12 protein-coding genes are annotated in these 15,725 nt (G+C 51.4%); 5 read left to right on the top strand and 7 right to left on the bottom strand.

The features are described 5' to 3' along the window. The gene (locus tag ABC502_RS15750) at positions 1 to 207 is read left to right on the top strand and encodes a YfhL family 4Fe-4S dicluster ferredoxin (protein ID WP_330087181.1); all 207 of its coding nucleotides are present in this window, start codon (positions 1 to 3) and stop codon (positions 205 to 207) included. Here ABC502_RS15750 and ABC502_RS15745 read toward each other — a convergent pair. Then, a complete protein-coding gene (locus ABC502_RS15745; RefSeq protein ID WP_345916583.1) occupies positions 177 to 959 on the bottom strand; it encodes an EAL domain-containing protein in 783 nt (260 codons plus the stop codon). The two genes, ABC502_RS15750 and ABC502_RS15745, sit on opposite strands and share 31 nt — an antisense overlap. Further along, positions 863 to 2,500, bottom strand: coding sequence for a diguanylate cyclase (locus ABC502_RS15740; protein WP_345916582.1), 1,638 nt, complete (start codon positions 2,498 to 2,500; stop codon positions 863 to 865). Before ABC502_RS15740 ends, ABC502_RS15745 begins: the two co-directional genes overlap by 97 nt. Here ABC502_RS15740 and ABC502_RS15735 point away from each other — a divergent pair. Beyond that, a complete protein-coding gene (locus ABC502_RS15735; RefSeq protein ID WP_345916581.1) occupies positions 2,500 to 3,003 on the top strand; it encodes a hypothetical protein in 504 nt (167 codons plus the stop codon). The genes ABC502_RS15740 and ABC502_RS15735 overlap by 1 nt on opposite strands. Positions 3,004 to 3,054: 51 nt before the next feature. Here ABC502_RS15735 and ABC502_RS15730 read toward each other — a convergent pair whose 3' ends face one another. The 3 genes from ABC502_RS15730 to gdhA all read right to left on the bottom strand — a co-directional run bounded on the left by ABC502_RS15730 (position 3,055) and on the right by gdhA (position 9,266). Next, positions 3,055 to 7,164: an EAL domain-containing protein gene (locus tag ABC502_RS15730; protein WP_345916580.1), complete on the bottom strand. Its 4,110-nt coding sequence runs from the start codon at positions 7,162 to 7,164 to the stop codon at positions 3,055 to 3,057. A 115-nt stretch (positions 7,165 to 7,279) separates the two neighbouring features. Continuing rightward, positions 7,280 to 7,825, bottom strand: coding sequence for a DUF2058 domain-containing protein (locus ABC502_RS15725; RefSeq protein WP_345916579.1), 546 nt, complete (start codon positions 7,823 to 7,825; stop codon positions 7,280 to 7,282). A gap of 88 nt (positions 7,826 to 7,913) precedes the next feature. Then, complete coding sequence (gdhA, locus tag ABC502_RS15720; RefSeq protein WP_345916578.1) at positions 7,914 to 9,266, bottom strand: NADP-specific glutamate dehydrogenase; 1,353 nt, start codon at positions 9,264 to 9,266, stop codon at positions 7,914 to 7,916. Between the two features lie 153 nt (positions 9,267 to 9,419). Here gdhA and ABC502_RS15715 point away from each other — a divergent pair, with 153 nt between their 5' ends. Continuing rightward, a complete protein-coding gene (locus ABC502_RS15715; protein ID WP_345916577.1) occupies positions 9,420 to 10,679 on the top strand; it encodes a glycosyltransferase in 1,260 nt (419 codons plus the stop codon). A gap of 10 nt (positions 10,680 to 10,689) precedes the next feature. Here ABC502_RS15715 and ABC502_RS15710 read toward each other — a convergent pair whose 3' ends face one another. Beyond that, positions 10,690 to 11,622 (bottom strand): PfkB family carbohydrate kinase, encoded by a 933-nt coding sequence (locus ABC502_RS15710; RefSeq protein WP_345916576.1) that lies wholly within the window; start codon positions 11,620 to 11,622, stop codon positions 10,690 to 10,692. Between the two features lie 97 nt (positions 11,623 to 11,719). On the opposite strand from ABC502_RS15710, the gene ABC502_RS15705 reads away from it, so the two are divergent. Continuing rightward, complete coding sequence (locus tag ABC502_RS15705; protein ID WP_345916575.1) at positions 11,720 to 12,739, top strand: LacI family DNA-binding transcriptional regulator; 1,020 nt, start codon at positions 11,720 to 11,722, stop codon at positions 12,737 to 12,739. 32 nt (positions 12,740 to 12,771) lie between these two features. On the opposite strand, the gene gtfA is transcribed toward ABC502_RS15705, so the two are convergent. After that, positions 12,772 to 14,262, bottom strand: coding sequence for a sucrose phosphorylase (gtfA, locus tag ABC502_RS15700; protein ID WP_345916574.1), 1,491 nt, complete (start codon positions 14,260 to 14,262; stop codon positions 12,772 to 12,774). Positions 14,263 to 14,543: 281 nt separating this feature from the next. On the opposite strand from gtfA, the gene ABC502_RS15695 reads away from it, so the two are divergent. Further along, complete coding sequence (locus ABC502_RS15695; RefSeq protein WP_345916600.1) at positions 14,544 to 15,707, top strand: MFS transporter; 1,164 nt, start codon at positions 14,544 to 14,546, stop codon at positions 15,705 to 15,707. Positions 15,708 to 15,725 lie beyond the last annotated feature (18 nt).

Here is a 15,725-nt window from a genome sequence, read left to right as displayed (position 1 = left end):
TTGACAGCAGTTATCGAAGTTTCCTGCATCAATTGCGACATGTGTGTACCAGAGTGTCCAAACCAGGCGATTGCTCTGGGGGTTCACCATTATGAGGTCGATCCGGAGCTTTGCACCGAGTGCGAAGGTTTTTACGAGGCGCCTACTTGCATTGCGGTTTGCCCGATTGATTGCATTTATCTGGATAATACTGATTCTCTGCTCTGAAACCAGCGGGTTCGCTCCACGTCTTCAGCTTGCAAAGGTTTACTCAATAAATAGCCCTGATAGCGTTGGCAACCCAAGCTTTTTAGATAGTCAAACTGAGCCTTAGTTTCAACGCCTTCGGCGGTAATTTCCAACTCCAGATCATTGGCCAGATGGATGATGGCAGGCAGCAATTTGTCCTGAGTGGTTTCATCAATACGCTGTATAAAACTGCGGTCGATTTTAAGGCGGCTTACGGGCAACTTATCCAGATAACTCAATGATGAATAGCCGGTGCCAAAATCATCCAAAGAAATCGAAAAGCCTTGTTCTGCCAATTGACGTAATTGCTCGAATGAGCTGGAACCTGCCTGGATCAGAATACTCTCAGTAATTTCAATAACTAAGACATCATTGGGTAATTGGTGGTGTTGCATGCATTCGATTAATTGCTTGCATAATTCAGGATCAGCCAGATCCTGGGCACTAAAATTTATATTTAAACGCAGTTCTGGCCAGTACTGGCGCCAGGCCTTTATTTGCGACAGTCCAAGCTCCAGCATTTGCTGCGTTAAAAAGCTAATCAGGCCCTGTTCTTCAAGCAAAGGAATAAACAACACTGGCGAAATAGGCCCCAGTTGTGGGTGAAGCCAGCGAGCAAGCAATTCGAAGCTGGCTAATTGGGTTTCGGCAGTAAAAATGGCTTGATAAGCACAACTAAACTGCTTATTGCTAATCGCTTGTCGTATGGTCTGACTAAGCTGTTGGCGCAAGTCAATTTTATGCTGTTGCTCTGGATCATAGAAACGGTATTGATGGCCGGCTTTTTTTTAGCTTCGTACAGTGCTGAGCTGGCATATTGCAATAACTCATCCGGCTGCTGCTGTTCGCTCACCAGACAGATGCCGACACTGGCAGTAAAATGAATACTGACATCAAAATTGGTGGAGATATGCTCCAGCATTAATAGCAAATGCTCGGTGAACTCGGCTGCTTGCTCTAACGTGGTAAGGTGGCAGCACAGCAGCCAAAACTCATCACCAGACTCCCGATACAAATGATCTTGCTCATGCAGCAGCTGAGCCATTTGCCAGGCAATGGTTTGTAAGACCAGGTCACCGGTTTCCCGACCATACACATCGTTGATACGATGAAACTGATCCAGGTCCATTTTTATCAGGCAAAAAGTGTCTTGGTGCGTGGTGCAGTATTCAAGATCGCGCTTTAATTGCCATAAGGTTGGCAGAGCTGTCAGCGTGTCTATGTGTTGCATCAACTCAGGGCGTTGGATAACGGCTCTTTTCTGGCGTTTAAGCAACCGGCTTCGTTTGACTCGCGCTTCAACCGTCATCAACAAACGCCAGGGGGCAATTGGTTTTTGGATGAAGTCATCACCGGCCAGATTGGCGGCCGCCATATTTTCGTCGGTCTTTGGCTCGGATGCCATAAACATCAATGCTGTATCAGCTAATCCAGGGTGCTGACGAATAATTTGCCCTAACTCCAGGCCACTGCAGCCAGGCAAATTCAAATCAATCAGCATTAACTCCGGGCTTACTTCCTGTAGCAGCTCGAAGCCATGTTTTGCATTTTTAGCGGAATATACTTTATATCCCCCCATGCTCAACGCCTGGCGGTAAAAGCGCAGCGCATCGGCATCGCTATCGACCAATAAAATCCGATAGGGCTCAGTTTGCTCTTTGCAAAGCAGCTTGTTCAAATGACTTAACAATTGTGCTGCATCCAAAGGCCTGAGCATGAAGTGGTGACAGCCAGCTCTGGTGGCAGCGAGTCGTGCTTCAAAGCTGTCTTGTTCGGCCAGGAAAATAGCGGGCGGTTGATACCCCAGTTGTTGCCAGCTGTTTCGGATGGTCTCGGCAGTGTCGCAATGCTGATCATAGAGCTGAATATCACAGATAATCACCTGTGGTTTAGTCTGCAGCAGTGTGTCGTACAAGGCGTCCGGGCTGGTTTCTGTGACAACGGTGACGTGATGACGTCTGAGCTCTGCTGCCAGATGGTCTGCCTGACGCTGATTTTTATCAAAGATCAGTACAGATTGAGCAGATAGCGGCATGTCAAACACTGGGGACTCTGACAAGGTATTTTTCTTACTTTGACAAGCATCAGTTAGTTGTTGCCATAGCACCTCAAAGCAGTTGTGTTCCTGAATACGTTGACTTAACTCATCACTGTATGGCTTGGATAAGGCATCAAAAAACTGGTTGGCACTATTGGCGACAGCTTTAAAGCCATACATACTGGCTGCGCCATTCAATTGTTGGCAAAGGCGCTTAAGCTCAGTACAGTTCAATGGCGATTTCTAAAAATTACCAAACGTCCGTGTCGGCTGAAAGCCATCAACGACAGCTCGACATTGCGTCAGATTATGCTTGTTGCGTGAAAGCCTTTGCCAAAGCGTGCGGTCTTAACCGCGATGCGCAAGAAGAGCTGTTTGCGACTGCATTGCTAAGCTTTATTGGCAAAATGATTTTATTGGCTGAAGGAAGTGATGAAAGCACCCTGCACAACGAGGCTATGTTGCAAGAATATGGTGCCGATTACCAACTGATCTCAGCCTATGTTATGCGGTTATGGGGCTATAAAGCGGAGCTCTGTGAATTGATCATGAAATGTCACGATGCAACGGCTGTGACAGAGCCGCACCTTAAGCCTCAACATCAGATTTTATTTATTGCTAAGCAGATTTTATTTCACAATCAAAAACCATTGGCGGTAAGAAATTACTGTGCGGATTTAAATATGACTCCTTCCATTTGTGAGGCAATTTTGGATTTTTCATGGAAAATGTCCTGAGCCATCCAAAGGCTACTTTTACTGTGCCAATTTGCTTGAGTAAATGGGTAATTAACTCCTTTGCTGCTCGGCGCGTAAAAACTGCTCCAGACGATCTTTTGGCAAAGGCGGTGAATACCAGTAGCCTTGGATCAGGTGACAGCCTTGCTGTTGCAGGTATTCCAACTGATACTGCGTTTCAACACCTTCGGCAATGCAAGGCAGCTGCATATTGCGCGCCAGGGCAATGATGGTGTTTAAAATGGCATTCTGGCTTCCTTGTTGCACACCAGATACGAAACTTCGATCAATTTTAATCAAATCAATCGGGAAATCTTTTAAGTAGGTCAGGGATGAGTAGCCTGTACCAAAATCGTCCAGATACAATTGTATACCCAACTGTTTTAACCGCTGCATATTGTCAATGGCCTGTCGTCGGTTCTTCATCAATGAAGACTCGGTAATTTCCAATCGTAACATCGCCGGATTGAGGGCTTGCTGCTGGATCAGGCTATCCAGCCGTTCAGCCAGTAACTCGGAACTGAGTTGACTGGCCGATAAATTAATGGACAGATACAAAGGAAAACCCATTTGATGCCAGCGCTGCAAATCATGCAGTGCTTTTTGTACCGAACCCCAGGTGAGTTCCCCCATCAAATCCAGCTCTTCAGCCATCGGAATAAATTGCTCCGGCGACACCATGCGCCCTTCATTATTCCACCGAAGGAGCAATTCAACACCGACAGTTTTTTGTTGTTTGCTGTCGACAATGGGCTGGTAATAATTCTGCAGTTGGTGATGTTGAATGGCTTGTTTTAGCTGATATTCCAGCTGCATTTTTGCTTTGATACGTTCTGGCATTGAGCTTTCGAAAATAGCGAAGTCCAGTTCACCATGTCGTTTGGCGAAGGCCATGGCGATATCAGAAAATTTGAGCAGCTCGTAACTGTCGGAGCTATGGTTTGGATAGCAGGCAATCCCAATAGAGCAACTGATGCGGACCAATTGCTGATCCAGCATCACTGGCTTGGCAATGAGACGATGTAAAGCTCCTGATTTATTTGCAATTTGTGCCTGCTCACTGGAGAGCATGATATAGACAAACTCGTCACTGCCCAGATGAGCCAGAATTTCGCCTGGTTGCAACTGGCTTTGCAAGCGAGCGGCAATGACCTGCAGCAACGTATTACCATGTTCATGCCCCATACTGTCATTGATGTGTTTAAAGCGATCCAGGTCAATAAATAACACGCTAAAGCCTGTTGCAGGGGCAATTTGCAGCAGCGTATCCATTTGTTGCAGCAGGTAACTGCGGTTTGGTAATTGCGTCAGGCTATCAAAGTGAATGAGTTGTTCCAGTTCTTGCTCGGTGAGCTTTTGTGCTGTGATGTTGGTGTAAATACCCGAGACATGCATAAGCTGCCCCTGATCCCGTTGAGTTACCCGGCCAATGTCCTTGAACCAGTGCCACTTGTGATCGGCATCACGTACCCGATAGACTTGTTGAAAATGATCATTCAGCCCTGCGCATAACTCTTTCCAAGCGTGCAAGTAATCGGCTTTATCGTCTGGGTGTATGTGTTCTGCATAGTGCTCGAAGGATGGCTCTGCGTCTGCTGACCATGCCAGCAGTTGTTGTCGTTGCGGATGTTGTAAGCTATTGGTGACAGCACTCCAGCTCCAGACATCGCTGTCGGCGATATCCAGTGCTAACTGCAATCGCTCTTTCGATTGCTGCAGTTCTTTGTTTTTCTGAATGAGCCGAAGTTTTTGTTTTTGCCGCCACTGGAACCAGAACAGCACTATTGCCACGAAACAAAGTAAATACAGTAGTCGTGCTTGCGGGCTATTCCATGGTGCATAAGCTACTTGCAATGAGAGTTGGGCTGGCTCACTGTTTTGTTCCGATGTCGGGTCAAAAGCTGTGACCGTCAGTAGGTAATTGCCTGGTAATAGCTGAGGTAACAGCAGGTATGGATCTTTACTGGTGAAGGTCGGGATCCTGCTGGGGCCGTCCAACTGAATACGGTAACTGATATCCGTTTGCTGGCGGTAGCTGAAAGTGGAAAAATGAATTTGCAGTCCATAGTCATCATGCTGCAAGGCAAGCGCATGCTGTTGTTGCGGATGTAATAATGCTGGCAGCTCTCTGGATAACAACGACAGGTGAGAAAAGCCCAGCCTGGGTTGGGGTGATTGCTGATCTGTCACATCTTTAGGATCAAACCAAACCAGCCCTTTGACACCACCATAAGCCAGCTTACCATCGGGCAGTTGGGTGCTGCTAAAACCATTAAATTCATGAAAACCAAGCCCTTGCTGGCTGGTGAATTGACGGAAATGACCAAGCTCCGGATTAAAGCGCCACAAACCGGAATGGCTACTCATCCACAGCATACCAGCGGTATCCTGATGCAATTGATAGAGGATATTGGTAGGCATAGCTGCACTGCCAAATAGCGTCTGCTTTGTTTGATAGGTGTCTTTATCCAGCTCTACCAGGCCAAGTCCATGAAACAGGATCCAGATGCTGTCGCCCCGCACCAGAAACCCTTCCACATAAGCACTGCTTTGCTGGTGCCCTTTGGGCAGTTGATATAAAGGTTGCATCGTACCTGTGCTGGTATCGACAGACCAGATGGTAAAATTGTCATACAGCAGCATTTGCTGTTGTCGCAGCGGGTGTGCGCCAATCCAGTGGCTGGCCCAGTCGCCGACAAAGCCTTGCTCCAGCTCGTACAATCGACTGGCTTCAAACTCTGGACTGATTTGAAATAATCCAGCCTGGTTATGCACAAAGAGTACACCCTCTGGACTTAGCTGCATGCTGTATGGTTGGGCCGCCAACACTTGCTGTGTTTCGGCTGGTAGTGGTAGCAGTTGCCTCTTCTTGCGACTAAACAAAGCAATGCCATCTAGATGCATAAGCCAGAGTGCATCGGCATCGGGTAAGGCCTGCAAACTGTAAAAGCTTGATTCTGACTCTGTTGCTTTCTCATCCGGGTTAACAAGGTACCAGTCCAGTTTATTCGTTGTTAAATCCAGTCGATTCAAGCCATTCTGACTACCAATCCATAACGCATCAGTATCTGCATGCATGGCAAAAATAAACGGATGACTTAAGCTTTGCTGCTGCGCTGTATTAACAATACTACTAAAAACGGCATCAGCAGATTGCCAGTAATAGGCACCATCACCACGGGTAGCCAGCCAGAGGTTGCCATGTTTGTCGCGGATAAAATCGATGATGCTGTTGTCGTAATAGCCGTAGCGGGTACTACCAGGTTGAAAGAGTAACTGGTGTTCGAGGTTCAGTGGGTTCAGTGTTAGTAAGCCATGGTTTGTAGCAAGCAGTAATTGGTCATGCTCCGGTTGGATCCGCCAGATATTGTGTTCTGGTAACAGCACTTGTGCTGTAATTGCATGGCGCAGCTCAGTTGGCGGCAGTTTGGAAAAACTCTTTGTGGCAATGGCATAGAGCCCTTGAACTGTTCCAAGGTACAGTTGCTGGTTGTGATAAGCCAAAGCTTTGCTATCCAACTGATCACGCTCGGCTTCTGGCAGATAATCGAGTTGCCAACTATGGCTCAGCTTCCGATCGTGCAACCAGAGCCCCTGACTGGTGGCTACTACCAGATAGTGCTCAAACGCCAGCACATCCCTTATGTAATGACGATGAATATCGACACTGGGCAGGGTAAAATGAATATGGGGGTGACCATCCTGTAAGGAAAAAACCCGGCTCGAGTCGGCATAGAGTGGCCGGCCATTCTTGTCCTGGCGGATCAGATAGACTACTTCCGCACTGTAATCGGTGAGATCACTGTCGGGTTGTTGCAGCAATGTACTATGGTTTGTACTCAAATCCAACGCAACCAAACCAAGAGCGGTGGCAAGATGCACCTGCTGATTGCTTAGCCAGTGCATATCGTAAATCACGGTGTTAGCAGGTAAATGCTCAGTGAGCACGGACCTGCTTTGATAGCCATCGAAACGATCCAGACCGCCATCGGTCGCCAACCACAATTGGTGATGTGCATCGAGATGCAGGCGGTTAACATGCCCCTGGCTCAGGCCATTATCCGGTGAAAGGCGAAACACATGATGCATCTCTGCAGCCAAACAAAGTGGTAAAAGCAGCAGCAATGTCAGAGTCAAACTACGACCTGCGGATCGGCTCATTCAGTGTCCAACCAGTAACCCAAAGTTATCTTTATTTGTTGCTTAACTCTGGGCCAAAAAAATAGCAATAGCAAGTAGGCTATTCCAATGATAACTCTTCGAGCCGTAACTGCAACTACCACATTAAATCATCCGGAATAGGGAAGTCCTTGTACGGATCATCTTCATCCGGTTGCTGCTGGCTTTCATCCGCCAGATAAATTAATGATTCGGCAAAGCGCTCCGCCACTTTCTCCGCCACATGACGCGGCACCACGTAGTAGTCTTCATCGTAAGCGCAAATGGCCAGTTTGGCCGAGCTTAAGTGCTGTTGCACTCTGTCGCTGACAAACAAAAATTTGATTTTGTTGTTGCGCGGATCGGTAAAGTTAAAGCGAATATCGCCATCCACCGGTTGTTTGTTGTGCTGCAGCATTTGCAGGGCCTGGGCGCGCATGGCTTTGGCATCTTGCTCGGCTTTACGCTGGCGGTTTAGCTCACGATCACGCTCGGCAGCTTCTGCCCGCTGCTGATCAAGCCTTGCCTGCTGCTCGGCATTGGGCTTGCTTTTGCCTTTAGGGTCCTGCTTGCGCTCCAAATGTTTCTCGCGTTTAAGCTGCTTTACTTTTTTTTCATTGACCAGGCCTGCGCCCAATAATTGTTCTGCCAGAGACTTTGCCATACCAAAACATCTCATACCTGTTAAAAATAATGCGGTATTGTACGACGAGCCGCGACAGCACTCAATGCATCGCCGCGTTGTTTGGCCTTTAAACCACTCCTTGCTCAATCATCGCATCCGCCAACCGTCGAAAGCCGGCGATATTGGCTCCCAGCAATAGGTTGCCAGGCTGGTTAAATTCGGCCGCGGCTTGGTGGCTGCGGGTGTAGATGCCACACATAATGTCTTTCAGTTTTTCATCGACCTCATCGCTACTCCAGCGTTGCATGCTGGCATTTTGCGCCATCTCCAGCTGACTGGTCGCCACGCCACCGGCATTGGCCGCCTTGCCCGGCGCGAACAATTTTTTGGCTTGAATGATCTGCTGCACAGCTTTGCTGGTGCAGGGCATATTGGCACCTTCAATTACGGCCTGGCAGCCATTATCAAGCAAGGCTTTAGCATCTGTTTCAGTCAGTTCATTCTGGGTGGCGCAGGGAAAAGCTAAGTCACAGGGCAAGTGCCAGATGGCGTGACCATCTTTGGGATTGTCTTCTTTGGCAATAAAGCGTGCTTTGCTGTGTTTGGACAAGTAGTCTTGCAAGTGGCCATCACTACTGGATTTCAGCTGGCGCAGGCAATCCAGATCAACGCCATCGGCATGATACAAAGTGCCACTGGAGTCGCTGCAGCTGACTGGGATTGCCCCCAACTGGTACAGCTTCTCGATGGTGTGAAGCGCAACATTGCCGGCACCGGATACCAGACAGGTTTTGCCATCCAGGCCCGTTTTCTGGTCTTCCAGCATGTAGTTGGCAAAATAGGCGCAGCCATAGCCGGTGGCTTCCGTTCTTAGCAAAGAACCGCCATTATTCAGGCTTTTGCCGGTAATCACGCCGTCGAAACGATTTACCAGCTTTTTGTACTGGCCAAATAAGTAACCGACTTCACGGCTGCCGACGCCAATATCGCCCGCTGGCACATCGGTGGTTGGGCCTATATGGCGGTACAGCTCATTCATAAAGGCCTGGCAAAACCGCATGATCTCAGCATCCGACTTGCCCTTGGGGTTAAAATTGGCGCCGCCTTTGCCACCGCCCAATGGCAAGCCGGTCAGGGCATTCTTAAATACCTGCTCAAAACCAAGGAATTTAATAATGCTGGCATTGACGCTGGGATGAAAGCGCAGTCCGCCTTTGTATGGGCCAAGGGTAGAACTGAACTCTACCCGATAGCCTTTGTTGACCTGGACCTGGCCGTCATCATCCATCCAGCAGACCCGAAACATGATTTGTCGCTCAGGTTCTACCATGCGTTCGATAATGGCATGGCGATGGTAGCGATCATAGTTTTCCAGCAATGGATCAAGTGATTGCAACACTTCTTCCACGGCCTGATAAAATTCGGTTTGTGCCGGGCTGCTGTGCTGCAGCCGTTCCATAATGGTGTGAATGTAAGTCATAGCCAACTCCTGTTCGTATTCAGTTATACTGCAGGCTGGATGCAATAAGATCAAATGATCGAAAGCAATAAGTGATTGAACGCCTTGCAACTTTGGTTAAAGCGCTTCCAGCTTTGCCGGTGAGCTCAAGGTGTTAGCAAAAAAGCCAATGAAATGAACGAACCCTTACTGATTGTGATTGGCTATGTCTGGCCAGAGCCCAACTCCTCGGCGGCAGGCAGCCGGATGCTCAGCTTAATTCAGATGTACCGGCAGCAGGGCTGGCAGGTGATCTTTGCCAGTGCGGCGGAAAAAAGCCCGCACCGGGTTGATTTAAGCCGCTGGCAGGTGACAGAGCACAGCATACAGCTTAATGACCAGAGTTTTGATGACTGGGTAGCGCAAGTGCAGCCAACGGCGGTGCTGTTCGACCGCTTTATGCTGGAAGAGCAATTTGGCTGGCGGGTTGAGCAGGCGTGCCCGCAAGCAATGCGTATTCTGGATATGGAAGACCTGCATGCGCTGCGCGATGCCAGGCAAACAGCCTTTAAAGCCGGGCAGGGCGATGTGTTAACGCTTGCCCCTCACCAGTTAAATACTGAACTGGCCAAGCGCGAAGTGGCAGCCATCTACCGCTGTGACCTGACTCTGGTGATTTCCGAGGCTGAACAACAGCTATTGACGCAGCATTACCAGTTGCCGGCTGAACTGCTGTGCTATTGCCCGTTTTTTGCCGAAGCGCCAAATCTTAGCAGCCCGGGCTTTTCAAAGCGGCAGCACTTTATTGCCATCGGCAATTTTCGCCATGCGCCCAACTGGCAGTCGGTGTTGTGGCTGCGCACGCTATGGCCGGCCATCCGGGCCCGATTGCCCGGCGCAGAGCTGCATATCTACGGCGCGTACCCACCGCCCAAAGCAACGGCCTTGCATCAGCCCAAAGCAGGTTTTTACATCAAAGGCTGGGCCGATGATGCGGCGCTGGTGATGCAACAGGCCCGGGTTTGTCTGGCTCCTCTGGCTTTTGGCGCCGGTTTAAAAGGCAAACTGCTTGATGCGATGCAACAAGGCACCCCCAGTGTCACCACCCCGATAGGGGCTGAGGGCATGCACGGCGATTTGCCTTGGCCCGGCAGCATTGCCAATGATGAGGCTGCGCTGGTGGATGCTGCGGTAGCGCTGTATCAAAATGAAGACCTGTGGCAGCAGGCACAGCAGCAAGGCTTTGTTTGCTTAAAGCAGCGTTTTGATGCGACCACAGAGCAAGCGCGGGTCTGGGCAGAGCTGGAGCAGCGGCGAGAGCAGCTTACCAAGTTTCGCGAACGCAACTTTACCGGCCAGATGCTGCGCCATCATGCCCATCGCAGCACCAAGTTTATGGGGCAGTGGATTGAAGCCAAAACGCGCTTGCAGCAGTTATCAAGCAAAAAACCTTAGAGCCAAATGATTAAGGCTGACTCAGTGCCTGATCCAACGCAGCTTGCGTTGGCGGTTGGCAACCGGCCTGGCGGATATTCAGACTGGCTGCCAGCATGGCACGGTGCAGGCACTGGCTAAGGGCTGCCTCACTGATGTCTGTGGCGTCCGGCAATTGCAGGCGCAGCAAAGCTGCCAGCAAATTGGCCCAGAAGGTATCGCCGGCGCCCACCGCATCGACAAAAGGTTCGGCCTTGATCACATCCTGATGCAGTTGATGCGCTTGCCAGTACAGGCTGGCGCCATGCTCCCCTTTGGTCAGGGCCAACAGTGCGCTGGGGGCCAGTTGCTGCAGTCGCTGAATCGCCTCATCGCCATTGAGCTCCGGCCAAAGCAGTTGCAGATCCTCATCACTGGCTTTGATGTAATGGCTTTTGCTGATGACTTTCAGCAGCAGCTCCCGGTACAAATTGGCATCGGACACCGCCGATAGCCGAACATTGATATCAACCGCCAGTTGAATGCCCTGACGTCTGGCATGGGCCATTACCGCCAGAATACGGCTGGCATCCTCGGGCTCAAATGCCAGCGAGCCCAGGTGCAGCAGGCGGCAGTCGGCGGGCAGGGCGGCTATTTGTTGCTCTGAGGTGACAGCGCGATCGGCTACCCCCTGGCGGTATAGGCTGTAAGCTGGCTGTTGGTGCTGATCAAAACTGATCAGTGCCAGCGAGCTGGGTTGCCGGCTAAAAAAAGACAGGCCATACTGGGCACCTTGCTGCTGCAAGTAGTGCAGAAATTGCTGGCCAAAACGATCGTCGGAGAACGGGCTTAAGTAGCGCACGTCAATGCCCTGACGAGCCGCAGCTATGGCGACATTAAAGGGCGAGCCGCCAAGCGCCGGCCGGTACAGGCCATCGGTGGTGGGCAGCAGATCAACAACATGTTCTCCGATCACGGCAAGCATAACAGGCTCCGGCAGTATTTTTCGGTAAATCCAAGCAATTGGCCGTGAAATCATATATCTTAATGCATTAAGTTGCCAGTAAAAGCGAACTGGAAAGATGAATAAACCAACCTTAAAAAGTGTCGCCAAAGCCCTGGGGGTATCCACTGCCACCATCTCCAATGCCTTTAACCGGCCGGATCAATTGTCGGTGGCGCTGCGAGAGAAAATTTTAAGCGCCTGCGCCGAACTTGGCTACGATGGCCCCAACAAAGCAGCGCAATCGCTGCGCAAGGGCTGCTCCGGCATCGTCGCAGTGATTTTATCGGACTCGCTGGAGTACATGGTCAGCGATCCGGTCGCCAGCCAGTTTTTGCAGGGCGTGGCCCGCGAGCTGGAGCGTCAGAGTAAACACCTGCTGCTGTATTCGGGCAGTGCCGACAATCTGGATAGCATCACCGACTTTGTTGATGGCTTTATCTGCTACGGCGCGCCGCGCAACCTGAAGTTGATTGAACAATTGAAACGTTGCCCGAAGCGGGTGCTGACGGTCGACTTTGATTTACCGGGCCGACCCTCGGTCAATATTGATAACGAGCAGGCGGCTTACGATAGCGCCATGGCGGTGTTAAAGCCGGGTGATAGAGTGGCGGTATTGGGATTACGGCTGATAGACGCAGCCGATAGCCGGACAGTGGGCACGGCGCCGCTGTGGGACAATCAAAGCTCGGTGTCGCATCGCCGGCTGGATGGTTATCAGCGCGCCATGCAGCAGCTGGGGCTGACACTGTCGAACGAGCTGCTGTGGCATTTGCCCGAGAGCAATCAGGCCTGCGCTGAAACCGCCGCCAAAGCGGTGCTAAGCCAGTCACCAGCGCCAACGGTGCTGCTGTGCATGAGCGATCTGATTGCACTCAGTGCCATGCGGGTGGCGCTGGCGCTTGGCCTGCGGATTCCCGAACAGCTGCGGGTGGTGGGCTTTGATGGTATTGAAGAGACGCTGCGCTATCATCCAACCTTGAGCTCGGTCTGGCAATTCAGCGATCAAAAAGGCGAGGCCGCGGCCCGTGCTTTTCAAAGCGGCCAGGACGACAACCAGCTGCTGTCTTATGAGCTTAGGCTCGGTGAAAGCAGCTAAGCCGTGCGCTTAGCTGCAACTTACTGCTGCCCTTAGTCCGCCAACAAACTGCTGAGTGGACATTGTTGCTGCACCTCACCGCTGTGCTGCCAGACCAGTTCAGCCGATAGATCAGCAAGCCGGATCCGTAAACTGGCGCTATGGCCCTGATGCTGCCAGTTGAGCTGGTACTGTCCATCGCTAAGCTGTTGGCTAAAGTCGCCATCAAAGGCCTGCAGACTGCGGCGCAGTTTGATTAAAGCACACAGCGCTTTCACCACCGGTTTTTGCAGCGCCTGGCGTACTTTTTCCGCCGTGTAATAGGGCCGGTTGATGTCGCGGCCGACCTGGGTGCGTTTCAGTAACTCGACATCATTTTCTGCTGCCAACAGGCCGCCGTAATAAATCTGGCTGATACCCGGGCAGAACAGCTGAATGGCCCGGGCCAGCAGATAATGCTCATCGTGCTGCGCCAGCGCATCGTAGAAACTGCAGTTCACCTGATACAAATCGACGTTATTGGCGGCGTTGCCGGTGGCCAGTTTGGAGCTGCCGCCGCTGTTGTGGTGAATTTGTTCCACCAGTGCATCCAGTTCTGGATCGGTCAATAAGCCCGGCTGGCCCTGATGATCGGCCGCATCGACAATGCCGATGCCATCGTGGGTATCCAGCACCGTGATGCAGTTGCGCGGGGCGATATCCAGCCAGTGTTTCAGCGCCTTGGCATCGCGACTGAACAGGGTATGCAGCACCAGCGGCGGTAGCGCGAAGTCGTACACCCAATCGCAGCGCTTGGCAATGTCGATTTGGGTTTGATGGTAACCGTGGATCTCGACCAGACACTGCATGCCGAGCGCTTTGGCTTTGCTGCTAAGGCCTGCAATAAATTCAAAGGTTTCCGGCAACATAAAGCAGCTGGTGCCGGCTTTTTTAATGGCATAGCCGGCCGCATCCAGTCGGATCAGCTTGACGCCATTTTCGGTAAAACGCTGCAAAATCGCATCCAGATAGGCCTGGCCCGGCTCGGATTGCACATCAATGTCGATCTGGTTGGCAGTAAAAGTGGTCCAAAAGGGCAGGCTGCGGCCATCGGCAAGTGTTAGCTCGGTAAAACAGCTGGTCGGCCTTGGCCGGTAAATGGCTGCAAGTTCAGCTGGTTCTGGTGCCTGGCCAAACACCTTGTCGCGGGTCAGAAACAACGGCCAGTATGGCGAGGCTTCTCCTTTGGCCAATACATCCTGAAACTGCGCCGATTGCGCCGAGACATGGTTGACAATCATATCCGCCATCACCGGGTAATCGCTGGCAAGGCTGGCGATGTCTTGCCAGTTGCCAAGTCGGCTATCGACGGCGGTGTGATCGGTAGGGTCAAAGCCGGCATCTTCGCCATCAATCGGCGTGTAAAAGGGCAGCAGATGCACCCCATCGAACAAGCCGCTTAGCTCCTGCTGCAGCAACTGATGCAGCTCGGATATATCGCCGCCGCTTAAGCGGTCGATGTAGGTGATTAACTGAATTTGATTGCTGCCCGGCTGATTGTTCATTGTCATTACCCTGAAAAAAAATTTGCATCTTAAACGATTAAGATATAGCTTTATGGGAATGCTTCAGTTTGTCAATAGCCGGACAACAATAAAATGCAGCGGTGATTTTGCTTCAGGCAAACCACCGACTGCCATCCGGCCAGCTGAAAGCAGAAAAGACAGGGAACAATTTGATGAATACAGAAAGCCATGCCAACAGCACGGCCAAAAGCTCGACCCAGTTAAATTCTGGGCTTGCTGTTGGCGTCACTACTGAAAGCATTCAGCGCCAGGTGCGCTGGATGACCTACCTGATGTTTTTCGTCTTTGCTATGACCACCGATGCGGTGGGGGTGATTATTCCCCAGGTGATGGCCGATTATCAGCTCTCGATGTTTCAAGCCAGCGCCTTTCACTATGTGCCGATGGTGGCGATAGGCCTGGCTGGGCTCTTGCTGGGCCGCCTGGCGGATAAACTGGGGCGTAAAAAGCTGATTATCGCCGGCTTGCTGCTCTATTCGCTGTCCTGCTACGCCTTTATCGCCGGCGACAGCGCGCTGTTTTTTATTCTGCTGATGGGTCTCTGCGGTCTGGCGATTGGTATCTTTAAAACGGCGGCACTGGCGCTGATTGGGGATATCAGCCGTGACAGTCACAGCCATACCCGTACCATGAATACGGTAGAAGGATTTTTTGCGCTCGGAGCCATTGCCGGCCCGGCGCTGGTGACCCTGATGATCGCTGCCTCCATCCACTGGAAGCAGTTGTATCTGCTGGCAGGATTGCTGTGCACGGTGCTGGTGATTATCGCCGCCCGCATGCCGTATCCGCCGTATCAGGCTTCGGCAGAGCAAGTATCACTGCGTCAATCAATGCGGCTGCTAAAAGATCGCTACGCCATGGGCTTTTCACTGGCGATAGCGCTTTATGTCAGCTGCGAAGTGGCTATCTTTGTCTGGCTGCCAACCCTGCTGGCCGATTACAGCGGCCGTTTTGCGCTCTTGGCGCTGCATGCCGTCACCATCTTCTTTATTTTGCGCGCGCTGGGCCGCTTTTTAGCCAGCCTGATTTTGCGCCATTTTTGCTGGAGCAGTGTGATGGCGGTGTTCACGGCGATGATCTTTTTATGCTTCGCGCTTAGCATGCTGCTTGGCCGCGACTGGGCGTTGTGGCTGATGCCGCTGTCCGGGCTTTTTATGTCGATGATTTACCCCACGCTGAACTCCAAGGGCATCAGCTGTTTTCCAAGGCAACAGCATGGTGCCGTGGCGGGACTTATTCTGGCCTTTACCGCACTGGCGGCTGCGGTAGCTCCAGCCCTGATGGCGCTGCTGGGCGATCTGGCCGGCGATGTGGTGGCTGGCTTTTACCTGGCTACTTTTTTTGCGGCTTTATTGGCGGCACTGATGTTGTACAACTGGCTGGCGCAACCGGCCAAAGCGCAGCTGGAAAAAATGTCGTCCTGACATTTTTCCCAGCTGGCA

Source organism: Alkalimonas sp. NCh-2 (genome assembly GCF_039631345.1).
Taxonomy (GTDB): domain Bacteria; phylum Pseudomonadota; class Gammaproteobacteria; order Enterobacterales; family Alteromonadaceae; genus Alkalimonas; species Alkalimonas mucilaginosa.
The sequence above is the reverse complement of the archived record's forward strand: the minus strand, read 5'-3'. Positions and strand labels throughout refer to the sequence as shown.

What these genes read in the sequence shown, in the direction of transcription:
- ABC502_RS15735 (WP_345916581.1), top strand. Translation starts at nt 2,500, where the DNA reads ATGGCGATTTCTAAAAATTACCAAACGTCCGTGTCGGCTGAAAGCCAT.
- ABC502_RS15715 (WP_345916577.1), top strand. Translation starts at nt 9,420, where the DNA reads ATGAACGAACCCTTACTGATTGTGATTGGCTATGTCTGGCCAGAGCCC.
- gdhA (WP_345916578.1), bottom strand. Translation starts at nt 9,266, where the DNA reads ATGACTTACATTCACACCATTATGGAACGGCTGCAGCACAGCAGCCCG.
- ABC502_RS15710 (WP_345916576.1), bottom strand. Translation starts at nt 11,622, where the DNA reads ATGCTTGCCGTGATCGGAGAACATGTTGTTGATCTGCTGCCCACCACC.
- ABC502_RS15705 (WP_345916575.1), top strand. Translation starts at nt 11,720, where the DNA reads ATGAATAAACCAACCTTAAAAAGTGTCGCCAAAGCCCTGGGGGTATCC.
- ABC502_RS15730 (WP_345916580.1), bottom strand. Translation starts at nt 7,164, where the DNA reads ATGAGCCGATCCGCAGGTCGTAGTTTGACTCTGACATTGCTGCTGCTT.
- ABC502_RS15695 (WP_345916600.1), top strand. Translation starts at nt 14,544, where the DNA reads ATGACCTACCTGATGTTTTTCGTCTTTGCTATGACCACCGATGCGGTG.
- ABC502_RS15725 (WP_345916579.1), bottom strand. Translation starts at nt 7,825, where the DNA reads ATGGCAAAGTCTCTGGCAGAACAATTATTGGGCGCAGGCCTGGTCAAT.
- gtfA (WP_345916574.1), bottom strand. Translation starts at nt 14,262, where the DNA reads ATGAACAATCAGCCGGGCAGCAATCAAATTCAGTTAATCACCTACATC.